The 409-nt window shown below is 39.6% G+C and carries 1 protein-coding gene; it reads left to right on the forward strand.

All coding sequences use genetic code 11. The features are described 5' to 3' along the window. A partial coding sequence (locus FD20_RS12725) for an IS3 family transposase (protein ID WP_157060948.1) occupies window positions 1-409 on the forward strand: 409 nt, incomplete at both ends.

A 409-nucleotide genomic window follows, 5' to 3' on the forward strand; every position in this document is an offset into this window, starting at 1 on the left:
GTTAACCAATTTTTAGCACAAGGCTACGCGCTTGTGCGTATTTTAAGTGCACTTAAAATCAAACCTAGTACCTATTACAACTGGCGCCATTGGCAGCCCAGTCGACAAGAAAAGCGTAGAGAATCCCTGAAACCTTATATTTTAGACGTTTGGAAAACCTTTAAATTTTATGGTTATCGTCGTATTGCTGCTTATAGTCAACAAACCGACGGTCCGAAAGTATCTGAGTATATGACACTCAAATTGATGCGTGAATTAGGGATTAAATCCCGCAAGCAAAAACGTTATCGCAAACCCAAAACTGTTGTGACGGTTGATCAAAAACCCAATCTGATTAGACACTTGCATGATTTGAGCGGTGTTTGGCAAACAGATATCACTTATATTCAGTTGACTAATCACAGATGGG

The sequence above is a fragment of the Liquorilactobacillus uvarum DSM 19971 genome, from assembly GCF_001434935.1.
GTDB lineage: Bacteria > Bacillota > Bacilli > Lactobacillales > Lactobacillaceae > Liquorilactobacillus > Liquorilactobacillus uvarum.